14 protein-coding genes are annotated in these 19,889 nt (G+C 74.3%); 5 read left to right on the top strand and 9 right to left on the bottom strand.

Annotated features, from left to right (window positions below; genetic code table 11):
- Positions 1–3: 3 nt before the first annotated feature.
- Entirely contained in the window at positions 4–711 is a 708-nt protein-coding gene (locus tag ACWPWW_RS06085) for a class I SAM-dependent methyltransferase (RefSeq protein ID WP_454049442.1), read from the bottom strand.
- A 122-nt stretch (positions 712–833) separates the two neighbouring features.
- On the opposite strand from ACWPWW_RS06085, the gene ACWPWW_RS06080 reads away from it, so the two are divergent.
- Complete coding sequence (locus ACWPWW_RS06080) at positions 834–2,702, top strand: DUF4214 domain-containing protein (protein ID WP_454049441.1); 1,869 nt, start codon at positions 834–836, stop codon at positions 2,700–2,702.
- A 61-nt stretch (positions 2,703–2,763) separates the two neighbouring features.
- On the opposite strand, the gene ACWPWW_RS06075 is transcribed toward ACWPWW_RS06080, so the two are convergent.
- From ACWPWW_RS06075 to ACWPWW_RS06055, 5 genes are read right to left on the bottom strand one after another with little or no spacing between them, the layout of a single operon-like run.
- The gene (locus tag ACWPWW_RS06075; RefSeq protein ID WP_454049440.1) at positions 2,764–3,966 is read right to left on the bottom strand and encodes an ABC transporter ATP-binding protein; all 1,203 of its coding nucleotides are present in this window, start codon (positions 3,964–3,966) and stop codon (positions 2,764–2,766) included.
- A complete protein-coding gene (locus ACWPWW_RS06070) occupies positions 3,966–4,871 on the bottom strand; it encodes an ABC transporter permease (RefSeq protein ID WP_454049439.1) in 906 nt (301 codons plus the stop codon). Before ACWPWW_RS06070 ends, ACWPWW_RS06075 begins: the two co-directional genes overlap by 1 nt.
- Positions 4,872–4,925: 54 nt before the next feature.
- Positions 4,926–6,482: a glycosyltransferase family 4 protein gene (locus ACWPWW_RS06065; RefSeq protein ID WP_454049438.1), complete on the bottom strand. Its 1,557-nt coding sequence runs from the start codon at positions 6,480–6,482 to the stop codon at positions 4,926–4,928.
- Positions 6,483–6,502: 20 nt separating this feature from the next.
- The gene (locus ACWPWW_RS06060) at positions 6,503–8,017 is read right to left on the bottom strand and encodes a glycosyltransferase (protein ID WP_454049437.1); all 1,515 of its coding nucleotides are present in this window, start codon (positions 8,015–8,017) and stop codon (positions 6,503–6,505) included.
- Entirely contained in the window at positions 8,014–8,964 is a 951-nt protein-coding gene (locus ACWPWW_RS06055) for an FkbM family methyltransferase (protein WP_454049436.1), read from the bottom strand. Before ACWPWW_RS06055 ends, ACWPWW_RS06060 begins: the two co-directional genes overlap by 4 nt.
- A 118-nt stretch (positions 8,965–9,082) precedes the next feature.
- Here ACWPWW_RS06055 and ACWPWW_RS06050 point away from each other — a divergent pair, with 118 nt between their 5' ends.
- Genes ACWPWW_RS06050 through ACWPWW_RS06040 form a run of 3 tightly spaced genes read left to right on the top strand, consistent with a single transcriptional unit; the run spans position 9,083 to position 13,576 of the window.
- Positions 9,083–10,069, top strand: coding sequence for a GDP-mannose 4,6-dehydratase (locus ACWPWW_RS06050; protein WP_454049435.1), 987 nt, complete (start codon positions 9,083–9,085; stop codon positions 10,067–10,069).
- A 4-nt stretch (positions 10,070–10,073) separates the two neighbouring features.
- On the top strand, positions 10,074–11,045 hold the full coding sequence (locus ACWPWW_RS06045) for a GDP-mannose 4,6-dehydratase (protein WP_454049434.1): 972 nt from the start codon (positions 10,074–10,076) through the stop codon (positions 11,043–11,045).
- An 8-nt stretch (positions 11,046–11,053) separates the two neighbouring features.
- Positions 11,054–13,576 (top strand): glycosyltransferase, encoded by a 2,523-nt coding sequence (locus ACWPWW_RS06040; protein WP_454049433.1) that lies wholly within the window; start codon positions 11,054–11,056, stop codon positions 13,574–13,576.
- 69 nt (positions 13,577–13,645) lie between these two features.
- On the opposite strand, the gene ACWPWW_RS06035 is transcribed toward ACWPWW_RS06040, so the two are convergent.
- Both ACWPWW_RS06035 and ACWPWW_RS06030 read right to left on the bottom strand, forming a co-directional pair.
- Positions 13,646–16,024: a glycosyltransferase gene (locus tag ACWPWW_RS06035; protein WP_454049432.1), complete on the bottom strand. Its 2,379-nt coding sequence runs from the start codon at positions 16,022–16,024 to the stop codon at positions 13,646–13,648.
- Between the two features lie 137 nt (positions 16,025–16,161).
- The gene (locus ACWPWW_RS06030; RefSeq protein WP_454049431.1) at positions 16,162–17,133 is read right to left on the bottom strand and encodes a glycosyltransferase family 2 protein; all 972 of its coding nucleotides are present in this window, start codon (positions 17,131–17,133) and stop codon (positions 16,162–16,164) included.
- Between the two features lie 23 nt (positions 17,134–17,156).
- Between ACWPWW_RS06030 and ACWPWW_RS06025 the strand changes: the two genes are divergently transcribed.
- On the top strand, positions 17,157–18,248 hold the full coding sequence (locus ACWPWW_RS06025; RefSeq protein ID WP_454049430.1) for a glycosyltransferase family 4 protein: 1,092 nt from the start codon (positions 17,157–17,159) through the stop codon (positions 18,246–18,248).
- Here ACWPWW_RS06025 and ACWPWW_RS06020 read toward each other — a convergent pair.
- On the bottom strand, positions 18,224–19,849 hold the full coding sequence (locus ACWPWW_RS06020) for a DUF2142 domain-containing protein (protein ID WP_454049429.1): 1,626 nt from the start codon (positions 19,847–19,849) through the stop codon (positions 18,224–18,226). The genes ACWPWW_RS06025 and ACWPWW_RS06020 overlap by 25 nt on opposite strands.
- Positions 19,850–19,889 lie beyond the last annotated feature (40 nt).

Genomic DNA, 19,889 nt, shown 5'->3' with positions numbered 1-19,889 from the left:
GTGTCAGGCGCCGGGCCCGTCGGCCCGGCGCACCACCATGAGCGACGACTCACCGGCACCCGGGGGCAGCACCAGCCGGCCGGCCAGGAACTGCGCGGCCATGGGCAGCCCGTGCCGCAGGGCGTCCAGCGGCAGGGGCAGGTCGGAGTAGGGGAAGTTCCACAAGCCGTCCGAGGCCGCGCGCACCACCGGGAAGCCGTGAGCCCCGAGGAAGTCGACCCAGGCCGAGTGCGGCTTGAGGTTCACGTGGGTCGGGTCGGTCAGCCCGAGCCAACCGTCGCCGTGCAGCTGGTGCCCCCGGCCCGCCGGGTCCGGTACCACCACGAGGCCGTGCGTCCCCGGACGCGTCGCACGCCGCAGCTGGCGGAGCAGCGCGGCGAGCGGCTCGTCGGGGATGTGCTCGAAGACGTGCACCGCCGTGAAGCCGTCGAACCCGCCCACCGGGAGCTCGGCGGCGTCCTCGTAGACGGAGCTGCGGGGCGACCGGCGGCGTGCCTCCCGGGCGGAGTACGCGGAGACCTCGAGACCGTCGGCCGGCCTGCGGCGCGCCAGCCGCGCGAGCAGGTGCCCGGTGCCGCACCCGACGTCGAGGACGCGGGTCGGTCGCACGTAGCGCTGGACCAGGCGGCCGTACAGGACCAGCGCGGGCCGGTCGCGGTCCTGCCCGTTGGCCTGGTAGTAGGCCTCGTCGTACGTGGCTTCCTCGGGCACGGCGCTCCTCGACGGGTGGTGGTGGGGTCGTCGACCCCAGCGTGGCACGGTTTTCGGGGCAATTGGGACGGCCCGGCGCGGCGACCGGCCGGGCTGCGACGTGGTGTGGCGAGAATCGGCGCATGCCGCGCCCTGTCCGCACCCACGCCCGCGCCGTCGCGCCGGTACGCCGCCTCCTCGCCGCCTCGGTGGCCGCCGCGCTCGCGGCGCTCGTCCTCGTGCTGCCCACCCCGCCGCCGGCCGCGGCGGCGGAGGCCACCTTCACGTTCGTCGGCCACGGCTACGGCCACGGGCGGGGGATGGGTCAGTACGGCTCCTACGGGTACGCCGTCGACCACGGGTGGTCCTACCAGCAGATCCTGGACCACTACTACGGCGGCACGCGGCTGGCCGGCGACGCCGGGAACCCCGAGGTCGGCGTCCAGCTGACCCGGCTCAACGGCACCGACACGATCGTCACCGGGCCGGCGCTGGCCGTCAACGGGGCGGCGGCCGGCACCACCGCCGTGCTCCTGCGCCGCGAGGCCTCGGGCACGTTCGCCGTGTACCGCGGCCCCGGTTGCGCGGGCCCCTGGACGGCCTGGTACGGAGGCGCCCCGTCAGGAACGGCCGTCACCACCTCCGCGAGCCCGGCCGACCCGAACAACCTGGTCCGCACGTGCGAGGTGGGCAAGACCACGGCGTACCGCGGGTCGCTCACCGCGGTGAACACCGGATCGTCGCAGATCACGGTCAACCGGGTCACCATCGACGACTACCTGCGCAGCGTCGTCCCCAGCGAGTCGCCCTCGTCCTGGGGCACCGCCGGCGGCGGCCGCGGGATGCACGCGCTGCGCGCGCAGGCCGTCGCCGCCCGGTCGTACGCGCTGTCCGGCGGCACTGCCGCGACGATCTGCGACACCACCAGCTGCCAGGTCTACGGCGGGGCCTTCCGGCAGACCGACGCCGGCGTGGTGACGTCCGTCGAGCAGGCGACCACCTCGCAGGCCGTCGCCGAGACCAGCGGCCAGGTGCGCCGGTCGGCGAACGGCGCCGTCGCCCGCACCGAGTTCAGCTCCTCGACCGGCGGCTGGACGGCGGGCGGCACGTTCCCGGCCGTGCAGGACCTGGGCGACGCCACCACCGCCAACCCGAACAGCACCTGGAACGTGACGCTCACGCAGGCCCAGGTCGCGGCGAAGCTCGGCACCGGTCCGATCGCCTCCGTGGCCGTGACCGCGCGCAACGGGCTGGGTGCCGAGGGCGGCCGTGCCCTGACAGTGGTCCTCGGCGGGACCGACGGCCGCCAGTACTCGTTCACGGGGTCCCAGGTGCGGTCCGCACTGGGCCTGAAGAGCGACTGGTTCTCCGTGTCCGGTGTCACCCAGGCCCAGGCGACCAAGCTGGTCGGGGCCCTGTACCAGGACATCCTCGGGCGGTCGCCGGACCCGGTCGGCCTGAGCACCTGGACCACCGTCGTCATGGCGGGCGGCGACACCACGCCGGTCGCCGGCGGCATCGTGATGTCCTACGAGCGGCTGAACACCTTCGTCCGGCGCCAGTACCAGGCAGCGCTCAACCGGCAGCCGGACCCGGTCGGCACCGACCACTGGATCCGCGGCCTGCAGCAGGGGATGACCGTGCCCGAGCTCCAGGTCCAGGTGTACGCCAGCCAGGAGGGGTTCAACGTCCTGGGCAAGGGTGACCTCGGGGCCTGGGTGGACGGCGTCTACCGCGGTGTTCTGGGCCGTTCGGCCTCGGCCGGGGACCGCGCCTACTGGGCCTCCCAGGTGCAGCGCTCCGACCGCTGGACGGTGGCACGGGCGATCGTGCTGTCCGACGAGGCGGCGCTGCTGCGGTTGAACGAGTACTACCAGCTGATGCTCGGGCGGAACGCCGACCCGGCCGGCATCGCGACGTACAAGCCGATGATGGCGGGCAACGGGGACTTCGTCCTCCCGATCCAGATCGGGCGCAGCCTGGAGTACTTCTACCGCGCGCAGACCCGCTGACCCGGAACGCACGAGGGCCCGGCTCCCTGGGGGAGCCGGGCCCTCGTGGCGTCGGACGGGATCAGCCGACGGGGACGATCCGCGTGTCCAGCCGCACGAACCCCTGCTCGCGGCCGTCGGCGGCGACGGTCAGGCGTGCGCCCTCCCGGAGGCGGTGCAGCTCGGCGCCCGTCGGTCCGGCGATCGCGCCGTGCACGGTGTACGAGCCCTCGCCGAGGTGCGTCGCCGGGATGGCGAAGTCGTAGGAGGCCCGGCCGCGGAGCGCCGGCATCGGTGTCTCGAGCAGCTTGCTGTTGGTGCCGAAGACGCCCTGGCCGATCGAGGAGTCGAAGCCGAAGCCCAGCACCCAGGAGTCGAGCCGCTCGGCGGCGTCCACGGTCACGCGCACCGACAGCGGGCTCCCGGTGACGACCTCCTGCACGGGTCGCCCGTCCTGCAGCAGCTCGACGGACACGATCTCCGCGCGGGGCCGGTCCTCGGGGACGTCCTGCGCGGTCGCCTGCTGCTTCTCGATCTCCGCGGCCCGCATCTGGTCGAACTCGGACCGCAGCACGCGCAGGGCGTCGCGCGGCTCGCCGTCCGCCTTCACCACGCCGTGCTCGAGGACGACGGCGCGGTCGCAGATCTCCGCGACCTGGTCCAGGCCGTGCGTGACCAGCACGATGGTGCGGCCCTCGTGCTGGAACGTGCGGATCCGGTCCATGCACTTGCGCTGGAACGGCTCGTCGCCGACGGCCAGCACCTCGTCGACCAGGAGCACGTCGGGGTCGACGTGCACCGCGACGGCGAACGCGAGCCGGACGTACATGCCGGACGAGTAGAACTTGACCTGGGTGTCGATGAACGGCTCGATGCCCGAGAAGTCGACGATGGCGTCGAAGTGCCGCTGCGTCTCGGCGGTGCTGAGCCCGAGGATCGAGGCGTTGAGGAAGACGTTCTCGCGGCCGGTGAGGTCGGGGTGGAACCCGGCGCCGAGCTCGAGCAGCGCCGCCATCCGGCCGCGGGTGCGGACGGTGCCGGTGGTGGGCTGCAGGATCCCGCCGATCGTCTTGAGCAGCGTGCTCTTGCCCGAGCCGTTCGGGCCGATCAGGCCGACGGAGGTGCCGGCCTCGATGTCGAGGTCGACGTTCCGGAGCGCCCAGAAGTCCTCCTTGTGGAGGTTGGAGCGCCCGAAGTTGACGACGCGCTCCTTGAGCGACTTCTCCTTGCGGATGACGAACCGCTTGGAGACGTCGCGGACCTCGACGACGGTGGCGTTGCCCATCACAGCTCCTGCGCGAAGTTGCCCTGCAGGCGAGCGAACACGCGCTGCCCGATCAAGGTGAAGAGGACGCCGACGCCGAGCCAGATCCACAGCCTGGTGTCGATGTCGGGCGGGAACGGCTGGTCGCTGCCGGCCACCCAGAACGTCTTCTGGAAGCCCATGATCGCGATCGTGATCGGGTTGGCGAGGTAGAGCTGCTTGAGCAGCTCGTTGTCCACGCTGTCGTTGACGAGCGACCACGAGTAGGCGATCGGCGACGCCCAGAAGAAGATCATGATCGCGATCTCGACCAGGTACTGGATGTCCCGCAGGTAGACGTTGACCGCGGACAGCAGCAGGGTCCAGCCCAGCGCCGTCACGACGATCACGGCGAGGGACAGCGGCAGGTACGCCCACCGGGCGCCCGTCGGCACGTCGCCGACCGCGATGGTCGCGGCGAACAGGATCACCAGCTGGATCGCGAAGTTGAACAGCGCCGAGCCCAGCGCCGCGAGCGGGAAGATCTCCCGCGGCAGGTAGACCTTCTTGATCAGCCCGGAGTTGCCGACGATCGAGGCCGTCCCGGTCGTGATCGCCTCGGAGAACAGCCCCCACGCGGTCAGCCCGGTGTAGATGAAGATCGCGAAGTCCGGGATCGACCGGGCCGCTCCGAGGAACTTGCCGAGCGCGACGTAGTAGATCAGCAGCATGGCCAGCGGACGCATCAGGCTCCACACGAAGCCGAGCGCGCTGTCCTTGTAGCGGGCCTTGAGCTCCCGGCGGATCAGCATGTCGAGCAGCTGCCGGTGCGCCCAGATGTCCTGCACCTGGCCCACGAGCCCGCGGGCGAAGCCCGGCTTGGGTCCGGTGGTGCGCAGGGGCTCCAGCTCGAGGCGCGCGGCCCTGGTCTCACTGATGGTGGTCATGCGATCCAAGCTCCCGGGGGGACGACGGCCGACCGCTGGATCGGCCACGACAGACTACTCGTGCGTGGAGACGGTGCTGCCCTCGTCGTCCTGGACGTCGCCCTGCAGGGCCTGCCAGACCTGCTCGGCGTAGTCCGCCCACGACGTCTCGGGCACGGCGGCGGCCTCCGCGACCAGACGAGCGTGCAGCTCCCCGTCCGTCAGCAGGCGCTCGAGGCCGGCGGCCACGGCGTCGTCGTCCCGGGGGTCGACGAGCAGGGCGCCGCCGCGTGCGGCGATCTCGCGCATGCTGCCGAAGTCGGACGCGAGCGCCGGGGTGCCGGACGCGATCGACTCCGCGACCGGCAGGCCGAAGCCCTCGTTGAGGGACGGGAAGACGCTGCAGTGCGCGATGCGGTAGGCGGCCCAGAGGAGCCGGTCGTCCAGCCGGCTGACCGTCTCGACCGGCCGGCCCGCGCCCTGCAGCTCGCCGAGGCGCCGCGAGAACGCCTCGCTGTTCCACGAGTTGCCGCCGACGAAGGTGAGGCTGAACCGGTGCCCGCGGCGCCAGAGCAGCTCCGCGGCGTGCAGGACCGCCAGGTGGTTCTTGCGCGGCTCGTGGCTGCCGACGCACAGCACCATCGGGCGGCCGCCGACGGTGAACCTCGCCCGCGCCTCCGCGAGGTCGGCCTCGGTCGGCTCCGGCGCGTGGGCCGGCAGCTGGACTGCGTGGATGCGCGGGCCCGGCAGACCGGCCCCGCCGAGCATCCGTCGCCAGCCGGCGTACTCGGTCGACGCCGCCTGCGAGATCGGGGCGACGACGTCGAACTCGGCGACGGCGGCGAGGTTCAGGGCGAACACGGCGGCGAAGCCCTCGGCGGAGGTCTCCGCGGAGGTGATCGGCACCAGGTCGAACCCGATGACCCCGCAGCGTGTCGGCGAGTGCGCGGCGAGCCCGTGCAGGGCGGCGCACCGGCGGGGCTGGATGGCGAGCTCCGGCAGCAGGTAGGACCCGCGCCACGGCACGACCACCTCGGTCGCGGCTGAGCGCCCGGACCTCGCGGGCGCGTCGGCCACCCCGACCAGCTGCGGCACGTCGGCGTCGCCGAGCGCGGCGTCCCGTTCGGCGGGCGTCAGGGCGCGCATGGCGTCGAGCTCGGGCGTCCAGGCGACCGCGGTCACGTCGTGCCGGTCCCGCCACTCGCGGCCGACGTGCCGGGCGACGCGCTGGATGCCGGTCCCCAGCGGGAACAGCACCAGGTCGCCCATGTCGACGAGCGTCTCGTCACGCACGACGCGCACCTCGCGCCGGACGGAGGCGGAGGTGCCGGCAGCACGCGCCGCCGCGAGCACGGCGGCGGGCCCCTGCGTGCGGGCGGCGCGACGGGCGGCGACCACCTGGCCGGGCTCCGGCAGCCGCGCGGACAGCACGGCCAGTGTCAGCCACACCTGCGCCTCCGTGGCCGTTCCGAGCAGGCGCAGCAGCCGCGCCTCCACGTCCGCGCCGGCGTCGGGCGCCGTCCCGGCGTCCTCCTCGAGCACCCGCACCAGCGTCCCGACCCGGCGCGCCCAGGCGTCGGGCGTCGGCCTCGCGGCGTGCGGGGGCCGCAGCACGGTGCGTGCGCGAGTCACGGCACGACGGGCGAGCGGGTTCACGCGGCACCTCCCACGAGCCGGGTCCACAGCTGCCCGGCGTAGCCGTCCCACGTGCGCACGGGCCGGGCCGCGGCCTCGGCGCGCAGCCGGTCGCGGAGCGCCCCGTCGGTCACGATCCGTCGCAGGCCGTCGAGCACGTCGTCGTCGTCCCGCGGATCGACGGTCAGGCAGCCGCCGTCGCGCGCGATCTGGCCCTGGCTCCCGTAGGCGGTGGTGAGCACCGGCGTCCCGCACGCGAGGGACTCCGCGACCGGCAGGCCGTAGCCCTCGTGCAGCGAGACGAACGCGGTGCAGGACGCGGAGCGGATCAGCTGCCACATCTCCTGGTCGCCGACGCCACGCAGCCACTCGACCGGGCGGCCTGCGCTGCGCAGCCGCTCGATCGTCGCGACCGCCTCCGAGCGGTCGGCGTCCCAGCCGGGCCCGCCCACCAGGCGCAGCGTGAAGTCGACCCCCTCGTCCCAGAGCCGCTCGGCCGCGTGCAGGAGCGCCGCGTGGTTCTTGTGCGGCTCGAGCCGGCCGACGCTGAGCACGGCGGGTCGCACGGGCTCGGTGCGCACCCAGCCTCCCGGGGCGTCCGGCACGCTGATCGGCAGGGTGACCTCCGAGACGTCGGGACCCGTCAGGCCCTGCGCGGCGAGTGCCTGCGCGAACCCGCGGAACTCCTCGGCGGCGGAGGCGCTGATGCCGGCGACCCGGCGCGCGTGCTTCACGGCGGTCAGGTACGTGACGAACCCGTTGGGCTCGCCGAGCGGGCGGATGTCCGCGCTGATCAGCGGGATCGCGTCGTACCCGATCCCGTCGACCGTGGACCCGGAGGTCTCGGCGAGCGCCGCGATGCGGCTGCAGCGGGAGTCGGGCAGCGGGACCTCGAGCAGCACGACCTGGGCGCGCCACGGCACGACGAGGGGCTGCGCCGCCGCGTCGGCGTCCTCCGACTCGACGAGCCCGAGCGCCGCCTCCGCCGAGTCCTGCCAGCGCAGGGCACGCTCGGCCTCGCGGTCGGTGAGGGCACGCGTCGCACCGGCCGTCTCGGTCCAGGCGACGAACGTCACCGGGTGCTCCGTGGCCCAGCGGCGCGCGACCTCACGAGCCACGCGCTGGATGCCGTTGTGGAAGTCGAACCGGGCGCACATGTCGACGTCGACCACGACCCCGGTCGCCACGACCACCTCGCGGTCGTGGCCCCGGAAGGACGTGGCCAGCCTGTGTGCCCGGTCGAGCAGGCGCAGCGTGAGGCCCTGCTCGTCCTCCAGATCCAGGGCACGACGGACGTCGCGCACGTCGTCCGTGGTGGGGAACGCCCCGGCGAGCACGCTGAGCAGCAGCCACACCAGCTCGGTCCCCGGCTCGCGCTGGAGCTCCGCGACGAGGGCCGTCAGGCAGGCGTCCGCCTCGGCGGCGTGGTCGGCGTGCCGTGCCGGCGGGTCGGCGAGCACGGCGTCGGCGGCCGCACGCAGCCGCTGCGCGAGCAGGGCGGCGGTGCGGGCGGGGACGGTGGTGGCCGTCACCGGTCCGCCCGCCCGCCGCGGCGCACGGCGCGCAACGGGGCGGTCACCCGCCAGGACAGCGTGCTGCGGGTCGCCGCGAGCTCGGCCTCGAGGTGAGCGGCCCGCGCCGCCGCGTGGCCGTCGTCGGAGCGCGCGGCGGAGGACTCGGCCCACCGGGTCAGCGCCGCGGTGCGCCACCGCACCGTCTCCGCGAACGCCTCGTCGAGCTCGCGCTGCTGCCGCTCGATGGTGTCGCGGCGCTGCCGGTCGGCGTCGGTGTCGAACTCGTCGAGCGGGCACGCCGGGTAGGAGAGCAGCTCGACCAGCTCGGGGTGGTCGGGGGAGGCGTAGTAGCGGGACAGCCCGTCGAACAGGCACGGCACCCAGCCGGCCTCGAGCACGCGGGGCTCCCAGGCGTGGTGCGTCTGCTCGGTGCTGCGCGGCGCCGTCGACTCCACGACGAGGATCCAGGGCCGCCAGCGCGCGAGGTCGAACGACCGGACGACCTCGGGCTCGGCGCCCTCGACGTCGATGGAGACGAAGTGGATCTCGCGACCCTCCCAGCCGGCGTCCTCGAGGATGCGGTCGAGGGAGAGCGCCGGGACCGTGACGTCCTGGTTCTCGAAGCCGTCCTGGCGGTGCCGCTCGCTCACGTCGTCGACCAGCGTGGACAGGCCGGTGTCGCCGATGACGTGCAGCGTGACCGACTCGACGTCCTGGTCGGTGACCGCCGCCTCCACGAGGGTGTCGCGGGGTCGCTCGCGCCGGTGGGCCGCGGCGAAGTGCGGCACGGGCTCGACGGTGATGCCGCTCCAGCCCTGGTCGTAGAACCCGCGGGTGAGCGAGTAGAGCCGCGGGTCGTTCGCGCCGACGTCGACGTACGACCCCGTCCCCACCTCGCGGAGCGCGCGCCGGAGCACGACGTCCTCGCGGTTCTGGCCGTACGACACGAACGTCTGCGCAGTCACCCGGGCATCCTAGGTGACCGACCTGATCCGGTCCCTCCCGGCCGGTCACGCACGGCGGGGAGGACGTGCCGATATGCTCGTGCACCGCCACCCGACCGTCGACAGGAATCCGAGAGCCATGCCCCGCGCACTCATCACCGGCATCACCGGCCAGGACGGCCTCTACCTGAGCGAGCTGCTGCTCTCGAAGGGCTACGAGGTCTACGGCCTGATCCGCGGCCAGAACAACCCGAAGATCGAGCTGGTCCGGCGCACCGTGCCCGACGTCAAGCTGCTGACGGGCGACCTGACCGACATGTCGAGCCTCATCCGGGCGCTGCGCACCTCCCAGCCGGACGAGGTCTACAACCTCGGCGCCATCTCGTTCGTCGCGTACTCGTGGGAGAACGCACAGCTGACGAGCGACGTGACCGGCAAGGGCGTGCTCAACATCCTCGAGGCGGTGCGCCTGTACGCCGGCGACGACGCCGACAAGGTGCGGTTCTACCAGGCCTCCAGCTCGGAGATGTACGGCAAGGTGCAGGAGGTCCCGCAGCGCGAGTCGACGCTGCTGTGGCCCCGCTCGCCGTACGGCGTGGCCAAGGTGTTCGGCCACTACATGACGATCAACTACCGCGAGTCGTACGGGATGCACGCGTCCTCCGGCATCCTGTTCAACCACGAGTCCCCGCGCCGCGGCCCGGAGTTCGTGACGCGCAAGGTGTCGCAGGCGGTCGCCCGCATCTCGCTGGGCCTGCAGGAGCACGTCACGCTGGGCAACCTGGACGCGAAGCGCGACTGGGGCTTCGCCGGCGACTACGTCGAGGCGATGTGGCGGATGCTGCAGCAGGACCAGGCCGACGACTACGTCGTGGCGACGGGGGAGACCCACTCCATCGGCGAGCTGCTCGACGCCGCGTTCGCGCACGTCGGCATCACCGACTGGGCGCCCTACGTCAAGCAGGACCCGGCGTTCATGCGCCCGGCCGAGGTCGACCTGCTCATCGGCGACCCGGCGAAGGCGCACGACGTCCTCGGCTGGCAGCCGAAGGTCGGGTTCCAGCAGCTCGTCGGCATGATGGTCGAGAACGACCTGGCGGAGCAGCGCGCCCTCAACGGGCGGTGAGCCGGTGACGACGACGTTCGTCACGGGCATCACCGGTCAGGACGGCACGTACCTCGTCGAGCGGCTGCTCGGCGAGGGCGTGCAGGTCCACGGCCTGGTGCGCCCCGGTGACGGCGCGGGTCCCGACCTGCACGCGCGGCACCCCGGCGTGGTGCTGCACGAGGGCGACCTGGGCGACCTGGACCGCCTCGCGGGCCTGGTCGCGGAGGTGGCGCCCGACGAGGTCGTCAACCTCGCGGGGATCAGCTCGGTCGCGCTGTCGTGGCAGGAGCCGGTGCTCACCGCGCGGCTGAGCGGCCTCGCGGTCGCCGCGCTGCTCGAGGCCGCCTACCAGGTGCAGGAGTCGACCGGCCGGCCCGTGCGGTTCCTCCAGGCGTCCAGCTCGGAGATCTTCGGCCAGCCCGAGGTCGAGCCGCAGGACGAGCGGACCCCCGTCCGGCCGGTCTCGCCGTACGGGTCCGCCAAGGCGTTCGCGCACCACCAGACCGCGGTCTACCGCGGCCGGGGGCTGCACGCGGCGACGGCGATCCTGTTCAACCACGAGTCGCCGCTGCGGCCGACGGCGTTCGTCACGCGCAAGATCACGGCCGCCGCGGCCGAGATCGGCCGCACGGGCTCCGGCGTGATCGCGCTCGGCAACCTCGACGCGCGCCGTGACTGGGGCTGGGCCCCGGACTACGTCGACGCGATGGTGCGGGCGCTGCGGCACGACGTGCCCGACGACTTCGTCGTGGCGACGGGCCGCACGCACTCCGTGCGCGACTTCGCCGAGGCGGCGCTGCGCCGGGCCGGCGTGGGCGACGACTGGGAGCAGCACGTCGCGGTCGACCCGCGGTTCGTGCGGCCCGCCGACGCCTCGGTGATGGTGGGAGACCCGTCGAAGGCGGAGCGCGAGCTCGGCTGGCGGCGGACGGTGGAGTTCGAGGAGGTCGTGGCTCGCATGGTGGAGCACGACATGGAGCTGGCAGAGGGCTGATCAGAGCGATGAAGCGATTTGCAGGGGGCGAGCCGGTCGTCCGGCCGGGCGTGGTCTCGGTGATCCTCGTGAACTACCGCGGGGCGGACGACACGATCACGTGCCTGGGGCACCTGGCGGAGATGGACTGGCCCGCCGACCAGCTCGAGCTCATCGTCATCGACAACGACTCCGGCGACGGCAGCGCCGAGCGGATCCGCGAGGCGGTGCCCGGGGCGACGGTCGTCGCGGCGGGCTCCAACACCGGCTTCGCCGGCGGCTGCAACCTCGGCGTGGACCACGCGACCGGCGAGTACGTCGCGTTCCTCAACAACGACGCCCGCCCGCACCCCCAGTGGGTGTCCGCGGCCGTCGCGGCGCTCAGCGAGGACCGCTGGATCGGCGCCGTGGCCAGCAAGGTCCTCGACTGGGACGGGGAGGCGATCGACTACGTCGACGGCTCCCTCACCTGGTTCGGCATGGGCTACAAGCGCGAGGTCGGCCGGGCGGACTCGCCCGAGTTCGACGTGCCGAAGGACGTGCTGTTCGCGACCGGCGCCGCGACGGTCATGCCGGCGACGGTGTTCCGCGAGGTCGGCGGGTTCGACGAGCGGTTCTTCATGTTCTACGAGGACGTGGACCTGGGCTGGCGCCTGAACCTGCTCGGCTACCGGGTGCGCTACGTCCCGGGCTCGGTCGCGTACCACAAGCACCACGTCACGATGAAGAAGTTCGGCAACTACCGCGAGAGCTACCTGCTCGAGCGGAACGCGCTGCTGTCGATGTACAAGAACTTCGACGACGAGTCGCTCGCCAAGGCGCTGCCGGCCGCGATGGCGCTCGCCGTACGCCGCTCGCTGGCGCGGACCGACACCGACGCGACCGTGCTCGACCTGCAGCGCTCGCCCGGCAACGACGACGTCGGCACGGTCGAGGTCGCGAAGATGGCGCTCACCGGCCCGTACGCGATCGACTACTTCACCGAGAACCTGCCGACGCTCATGCGGAGCCGCGCGGAGATCCAGGGGAAGCGGCGTCGCACCGACCGGGACCTGTTCCCGCTGTTCCGGCACGCGATCGAGCCCGCGTACGGGTTCCCGTCGTACCTCGACGCGCACAAGTCGCTCGTCGCCGCGTTCGGCATCGGCGAGCACTTCGTCTCCCGGCAGCGGATCCTCGTCGTCACCGGCGAGCCCCTGCTCGAGCGGATGGCCGGACCCGCGATCCGCGCGTGGGAGATCGCCCGCGCGCTCGCGCCCGAGCACGACGTGCGGCTCGTGTCCACCGGCGGCTGCCAGGTGACCTCGGACGACTTCGAGGTCGGGCACGTGTCCGGCCGCAGCCTCCAGGAGGCGTCGGAGTGGGCCGACGTGATCGTGTTCCAGGGCTTCCTGCTCGAGGCCGCGCCGTGGCTGAAGAAGAGCAGCAAGGTGATCGTCGCGGACGTCTACGACCCGATGCACCTGGAGCAGCTCGAGCAGGCCCGGGACCTCGGGCCCGGCGGCCGGGTGCTCGCGGTGCGCGAGACCACCCGCGCGCTGAACGAGCAGCTGCGCCGCGCCGACTACCTGCTCTGCGCCTCCGACAAGCAGCGCGACTTCTGGCTCGGCCAGCTCGCGGGCCAGGGCCGGATCAACCCGGCGGTGTACGACGAGGACGCGAGCCTGGACGCGCTGATCAGCGTGGTGCCGTTCGGCATCCCCGACGAGCCCCCGGTGCAGCAGCGCTCGGCGATCCGCGGCCAGGTCGACGGCATCGGCCCGGACGACAAGCTGATCATCTGGGGCGGCGGCGTCTACAACTGGTTCGACCCGCTGACCCTGCTGCGGGCCGTCGACCGGCTCCGCGGGGAGCACCCCGACATCCGGCTCTACTTCATGGGCCTCAAGCACCCGAACCCGGGCGTGCCGGACATGAAGATGGCGTGGGAGACGCAGCAGCTCTCCGAGGAGCTCGGCCTCACCGGCAAGCACGTGTTCTTCAACCACGGCTGGGTCCCGTACGCGGAGCGCGCCGACTACCTGATGGACGCCGACGTGGGCGTCTCGACGCACTTCCTGCACATCGAGACGGCGTACTCGTTCCGCACGCGGATCCTCGACTACCTGTGGGCCTCGCTGCCGATCGTCGCGACGGGCGGCGACACCTTCGGCGAGCTGATCCGGGACCACGGCCTCGGCCGGGTCGTGCCGGAGCGGGACGTGGACGCGCTCGCCGAGGCCCTCGAGGAGATGCTCTACGACGCCGACGCGGCCCAGCTCGCGCGGGACAACGTCCGGGCGTTCGCCGACCGGTTCACCTGGAGCACCGCGCTGCGGCCGCTGGTGGAGTTCTGCCGGAACCCGCGCCGGGCCGTCGACCTGGCGCACGCGCTGGGCACGCCGACGTCGACCGCGCGCGCGTTCCAGCGCAAGCGCCCGAGCGTGCGGGACGACATCGTGCTGGCCAAGCAGTACCTGACCGCGGGCGGGCCCAAGGAGGTCGTGCGGCGCGCGTCCGGGCGGGTCCGGCGGGTGCTCGGCGGGGCCGAGGCCGCGCAGCAGGAGGACTGAGCAGCGACGACGAGAGGGCCGGCACCCACGGGGTGCCGGCCCTCTCGTCGTCCGGGCTGCGGCGGGCGGTCAGCGGCCGAGCGCGCGCCGGGCCAGCTGCTGGGCGCGCCGGGCGCGGGAGCGCCACACGAGGCGCGGCAGCTCCGCACGGACCTCGGTGAGCCGGGCGGCGATGCGCGCGCCGGCCACGGCCGCGGAGTGGTGCTCGCGGATGTCGAAGGCGGCGCGCTGCCCGCGGGCCGTGGCGAGCGCGGGCTCGTCGACGACCTGACGGAGGGCGGCGGCGGCCGCGTCCAGGTCCGGGTCGGCCCACTGCGTGCCGACCGGGTACGGCTCGCAGTGCTCGGGCACCGTGGTCGGCTGCCAGGGCACGAGGAACGCGTTGTGCTCGGTCATGAACTGCAGGTTGCCGCTGTACGCCGTGGCGATCACGGGCTTGCCGTGCGCCATCGCCTCGGCGATGGTCAGGCCGAGCCCCTCCGAGCGGTGCAGGGACAGGTACGCGTCGCAGTGCTGGACCAGCGCGTCGCGCGCCTCGGCGCTCAGGTACTCCTCGAGCAGCAGCACGTCGGGCTCGTCCGCGGCACGCAGGCGGAGCCGCTCGGCGTCGCCGACCCGCTTGTCCGCGTTGATCGACTTGATCACCAGCACGGGGCCCTCGTCCGGGGCGAACGCGCGCCGGAACGCCTCGATCGCGCCGACCGGGTTCTTCCGCTCGGCCGTGCTCAGGTAGTCGAACGAGAACAGCACGACGGGGCGGTCCTCGGGGAGCCCGAGGTCCGTGCGGCTCAGCGTCGTCGGCGCGGTGGCCTGCGGCAGCGGCGGCGGCACCGTCACGACGGGCAGGTCGGTGTGCCGGGCGATCGCCTCGCGGACGAAGTCCGAGGCGACCCAGACCTCGTCGACGTGCCCGAACCCGCCGTGCATCGTGGCGGGGAAGTCCTCGACCTCCCAGTACCACATGCCGATCCGGTACCGGGAGCGCAGCAGGTCGGGCTCGGCGGCGAGCGCGGCGCCCGTCTGGTCGGCGTTCACGCAGAGCAGGGTGACGTCGAAGCGCTGCGGCTCGCCCGCCAGGCGGCCCAGCCCGGTGCCCTGCCGCGACTGCAGGTGCCGGCCGACGGAGATGGTGGAGTACGGCACGTCGGTGGTGGCGAGGGCCTGCAGCATGAGCCGGGCCGACTCGCCGATGCCGAGCTCGCCGTGCAGGTAGCCGACGACGTTGAGGCCGGGGGGCCGCGCACCCTTCTGCTGCACGGCCGGGGCGCGGCGTGCCGTGCGCGACCCCGACTCGAGCAGGGCGACCGCGTAGTCGTTCTCGTGCCGGGCGTGCCGGTCGAGCCAGTCGACGAACCGGGCGCTGTCCGGACCCGGGACGTGCGGGAACTCGCGGCGGAGGTCGTCCCGGTCCTCGTAGAGCGCCAGCAGGTAGCGGGTGAGCGGGACGCCGTCGGTCACGACCTCGTCGAGCCAGCGGGTGAACGCACCCGGATCGGCGGCGTCGAACGGGTCGGGCGGCTCGGGCGTGCCCTCGGGCGGGTTGACCACCGCGTCCCGGAACGCCCGGCGCATCGCCGGGTCGACGGGGAGGCCGTCGCTCGTCCGCGTGAAGGGCGGGTCGACGACCGCACCGGCACCGGGGGCGTCCGTCGTCGCGGCCAGCTCGGCCGCGTGCCGCACGGCGGCCTCCCGCACGGCGGGGTGGTCCGTCAGCACGGCCCGGGTGGTGTCCGCGTCGACGGTCGACAGCAGCCACGGGCGGTCGGGGTCGAACTGGGTCAGGTCGATCGCGAGCACGCGCGTGCCGTCGACGGTCAGCACGTCCCCGTCCCCGGTCACCTGCGTGGCCGGAGCGAGGTCCCAGCGGGACAGCAGGGTCGCGGACGGGAGCACGGCCGCGTCGGACACGGCGGCCAGCGCCTGCCACGCGTTCGCCCGGCCGAGGTCGGACTCCGCGGCCCACTGCCGCAGCCGCGGCAGCGCCGCGGGCGCCGCGGCGAGCACGGCCTCCCGGTACGGGCCCGCGGCCACGAGGTCCTCGGTGCTCGGGGTGCGGCGGTCCGCCGGCGGCAGCGCGGAGCAGCGGGCGACGAGCGCGAGGCCGCGGTCGGCGGCGGCGTCGGTCAGCGGGGTCAGCGGCGCCAGCAGCCGGACGCCGGCGGTGAGGTGGACCGCGACCTCGCCCCGCCCGACCAGGTGGGCGAGGAGGTGCGGCAGCAGCCAGGACCGCAGCTGGTCCGGCTCCGCCAGCAGGCCGGCGGCGTGCAGCAGCCGCGCCGGGACGCCGATGTCGGCCGGGGTGAGGACCTCGACCTCGGTCCAGCCCGCGCACGCGCCGTCGACGTCGAGCACCACCGCGCGCGAGCCGGGGTGGTGCCGCAGGGCGTCGCCCAGCGTCAGGCGCTGCGCCGCCGGGTCGGAACCGGCGGCGATGCTGCAGAACTGCACGGAGGGGGAGCCTTCCTGGCAGGGGTGAAGGGCCGGAGGCCGAGCGTACCCGGACGCCTTGTGCGGGGCGCACCCACGGCGCGCACCCACGGCGCGCGGTGACCTCGGCCGGTCGCCGCGCCGCGGGTCGGGGAGCCTCAGCGCCCGGTGAGGTAGTGCGCGACGTCACCCCGCGCGACGGGTGCCCCGGCCCACGTCGCGCGCCGCTCGGCCAGGGTCCGGGGCAGCCGCCTGGCCCAGTCGCGCAGGCCGCGCAGGCGGGCCCGGGTCAGCGGGTCGCGGGGCCCCGACCGGGCGGCGCTCCTGAGCAGGCCGGCCAGCTGGCGTGCGGCGGAGCCGGCCACGACCCCGAGCGGGGCGTGCCGGGTGAACACCGTCAGCGAGTTGCGGGTGTTGTAGTAGCGGAACAGCGGCGACGCGGCGTCCGAGCTGGCGGCGTGCCGGTGCACCGCCGTGGCGTCCGCGGCGTAGACCACCCGCCACCCGGCGGCGCGCAGCCGCCACGAGACGTCGGTGTCCTCGTAGTAGAGGAACAGGTCGGCGTCGAACCCGCCGACGGCCGCCAGCGCCGAGGCGCGCAGCAGCGCGGCGCCGCCGCACAGCCCGAAGACGTCGGGGTCCGTGGACTCGCGGCCGACCGGGACCAGCCAGTCGCGGTCGGTGCCCGTGCCGGCGCGCGTCACGACGTTGCCGGTGGAGTTCACCAGCCGCGGGGGAGCGCCGTCCGGCTCGGCCAGCAGGATGCGCGCCGTGACCGCGCCGACGTCGTCGGCACCGGGGGCCGTCGCCGCGGCGCGCAGCCGCTCGACCGCGTCCGGCGCGAAGGCGGCGTCGTTGTTGAGGAGCACCAGCCAGTCGCCCGCGAAGTCCTGCGTGCCGAGCGCGACGCCCCCGGCGAACCCCAGGTTCCGCGGTGCCCGCAGGACGCGCACCTCCGGGTAGCGCTCGGCCAGCAGCTCGGTCGTGCCGTCCGTCGAGGCGTTGTCGACGACCAGCACCTCCAGGTCGTCGCCGACGGTCTGCGCGCGCAGCGAGTCGAGGCAGTCGGGCAGCAGGTGCGCCCCGTTCCAGGTGACGACGACGGCGCGGACGGAGGCGGGGGCGGGCACGCGGGCAGTCTAGGCTCGCGCGGGTGGACGTCGCCCTGACCGTGGAGCAGCTCTGGCAGCCCGTGCCCGGCGGCTCCGGCTCGTACATCCGGGAGCTCGTCGCCGCGCTGCCCGCGGCCGGCGCCCGGCCCCGGGGCGTGGCGGCCCGGGGCGACGGCGACGCGGGTCTCGGCATCCCGGTGGCGCACTCGCCCCTGCCGCGGCGGGCGCTCTACGAGGCGTGGTCCCGCGCGCGCCGCCCCCGCGCCGACGGCCGGGTGCGGGCCGACGTCGTGCACGCGACCACCTGGGCGGTGCCGGGCCACCGGGCGCCGCTCGTGGTGACGGTGCACGACCTGGCGTTCCTGCGCGAGCCCGGGCACTTCACCGCGCGGGGCAACCAGTTCTTCCGCCGCGCGCTCGCGATCACCCGCGACGAGGCCGCCCGCGTGGTCGTGCCGTCGGTCGCCACGCGCGACGACTGCGTCGAGGCGGGGATCGAGGCGGGGCGGGTCGACGTGGTGCCGCACGGGGTGCGCGCGCTGCCGGTGACGGAGGCCGACCGCGCGGCCTGGCGCGCCCGGTACGGCGTGCACCGCCCGTACGTGCTGTGGTGCGGCACGCTCGAGCCGCGGAAGAACCTGCCCGGGCTGGTCGAGGCCTACGCGCGGGCGGCGGCGGGGGCGGCGGAGTTCCCCGACCTGGTCCTGGTCGGACCGGCGGGCTGGGGCGACACCGCCGAGGCGGTGGACCGCGCGCTCGCGGCGCTGCCGGCGGGCGCGGTGCACCTGCTGGGCCGGCTGCCCGAGGCCGACCTGCACGCGGCGTACGCGGGGGCGACCGCCTTCGCCTTCCCGTCGCTGTGGGAGGGCTTCGGCATGCCGGTGCTGGAGGCGATGGCGCACGGCGTGCCGGTCGTCACGTCGGCGGGGTCGTCGATGGCGGAGTTCGCCGGGGACGCCGGTGTCCTGGCCGACCCGGCCGACCCCGACGCGCTCGCCGCGGCACTCACCTCGGCGGTGACCGAGGACCGGTCGGCGCGCTCCGCGGCGGCGCTGCGGGTGGCCGGCGACATGACGTGGGCGGCGTCGGCCGCCGCCCACGTCGCGACCTACCGGGCGGCCGGCGCGACCTGACGACCAGGCGCCTCCTCGAGGAGCACGGGCTCCTCCGGCTCCGGTGCCCGCACGAGGCGGCCGAGCAGCCAGACCCCGGCGCCGAGCGCGGCGAGCACCACCAGGAACAGCACGAACCCGGGGACCGGGGGCTGCCACTCGCCGGAGAAGATCTGCCGCCAGGACCCGGTGTCGCCGACGACGTACCGGCGCAGGTTCGTGAGGAAGGCGGCGACCATCCCGATCGCGGCCAGCACCGCGACGGAGCCGGCGATGCGGTCGCCGACCCACCGGGGGAGCGGCCGCAGCAGGTCCCGGCACAGGAACCCGGCCGTGACGGACACGCCGACGAAGAGCGGCATCGAGTAGCGGGCGGTCCAGATGTAGCCGACGTTCCGCGCCTGCCAGGCGTGCACGAGCACCGGGAGGAAGACGGCCACGGCGAGCACGCCCAGCATCGCGATCCTGGTCCGCCGGTCCCCGACGCACAGCGCCAGGAGGATCGGGAACCCGGCCAGCGCCGCGTACACCAGGTACGCGAGCATCGGCAGGTGGGTGTCGGTCCAGCCGAACCGGCCGATGCTGGCGATGAGGAAGTCGCCCGTGTCGAAGAACGTCCGGTTGGCGGTCGACAGGAAGCCGAGCTCGGGGTGCCCGGCGCCGCCGGCCTCGAGCGTGCCGGCGCTCATGCTCCACCAGAGCGACGCGAGGTTGCCGACGGCGATCACGCCGAGCCAGGGCCAGGTGCGCCGGTCCAGCAGCGCGGCGGTGAAGTTGCGCCACGGCCCGACGAGCACGGCCACGGCGAGCGCGATCACGGCGACGTAGAGCGGCGACGTCCCGCGGGCGTTGCCCAGCACCACGGCGAGGACGGCGATGCCGGCGGCTCGGGGGACCAGGCGAGCCGGGTCGGGAGCCCGCACCAGCGCGAGCACCGCGACCCACAGGGCGAGCGCGGCGCTGATCTCGAGCGCGGACGGGTTCACGGTGCTGTTGAGGAACACGACCATCGGGGTCACGGCGGTGACGAGGCCGGCGATGACGAGCGGCCGGCGGGTGATCTCGGCCAGCGACCGGAAGGCCCACGCCAGCACGGCGGAGCAGAGGGCGGCGCTCACCAGGCGCATCAGGTACAGCGTGTACTCACCGGCGGGCAGGAGCGTCGGCAGGCCGGTGATCGCGTAGTAGAGCGGGTTGTTCCGGATGACCCACGTCTCCGCCTGGGTGTCGGCCTCGGCGGCCGCCCCGGCGGGGAGCTCGGGCTGGCAGTCCGCCGGCACGTCGCCCTGGAAGACGAAGCAGGTGGGGTAGCCCATCATGACCCCGTAGAGGGTCGGGACCGTGACGACGCCCGCCCCGGGGCTCGCCGCCAGCGGGTCGCCGCGCAGGTCGCCGCGGACCACGGCCGCGGCCTTCACGATGTGCGCGTTCTCGTCCGGGCCTGCCGCCAGGGGCGACGCCAGGGACCACGCGGAGGTGAGCGCCATCAGCACCGCGAACGCGAGCCAGAACACCTTCCGGGGCGACGGCGGCGCCGTGACGGTCACCGCTGCCGGGGAGGGCGCGTGCTCGGCGGGGGAGGGCGTGCCGTCGTCGGTGCGCTCGTGCTGGGGCAGGGTCATCCTCGGTCCTCGCTCGGTGGTGTCGCGCGTCGCGCGCCAG

The sequence above is a fragment of the Cellulomonas sp. Marseille-Q8402 genome, from assembly GCF_965119525.1.
This window is presented reverse-complemented; position numbering and strand designations above follow the sequence as displayed.